The organism is Neobacillus paridis, assembly GCF_016765675.1.
Lineage (GTDB): Bacteria > Bacillota > Bacilli > Bacillales > Cytobacillaceae > Neobacillus > Neobacillus paridis.
Window position 1 is genome coordinate 1 of record NZ_JAESWB010000348.1, and the last position, 572, is coordinate 572.

1 protein-coding gene and 1 pseudogene are annotated in these 572 nt (G+C 52.6%); both read left to right on the forward strand.

Features of this window, described 5'->3' with window-relative positions:
* Positions 1 to 217 (forward strand): annotated as a pseudogene (locus JK635_RS20450) (MBL fold metallo-hydrolase); the annotation flags it as partial.
* 209 nt (positions 218 to 426) lie between these two features.
* Positions 427 to 572 (forward strand): beta-lactamase hydrolase domain-containing protein (locus tag JK635_RS26215; RefSeq protein WP_368857110.1); only part of this gene is annotated, 146 nt, incomplete at its 3' end.

The following is a 572-nucleotide window of genomic DNA, read 5'->3' on the forward strand; positions in this document are numbered from 1 at the left end:
CACGCTACCTGACCACACCTTGGTTTGGCCAGGACACGATTACAAGGGACGCTCGGTGTCGACCATTGGCTGGGAAAAGACGAACAACAGCCGCCTAGCCAATCGCAGCAGGGAGGATTTCATCGACCTGATGAACAAGCTGAATCTGCCGAAACCGAAACTGATCGACGTCGCAGTGCCGGCAAACCAGAATCTCGGCCTGTCGCACAGCATATGAAACTTCCAAAACATCCTAGACCGGCCGGACCTGCTACGCGCACCTTGAAATGGTAGTCAGGTAGCAGCCGATTTACTTGACGCCTTTTTATCAAGGCATTCGTATGGCCTTTGGGATGCAGGAATCGGTTGCCTGCTTATTGGTTCGACAAAAGCGAACGCATCCGCCGAGTCGACATGGGCAGCCGAAGAAACTAAAGAAGGAACATCATGAAAGTAAATTATTTGACGCCCGATGTGGCAGTGTCTTCGCAGATCACGGCCAGCGACATCATGACCCTGGAGGATGCCGGCTTTCGCACCATCATTTGTAATCGCCCTGATGGCGAAAGTATGGACCAGCCTTTGTTTGGCGA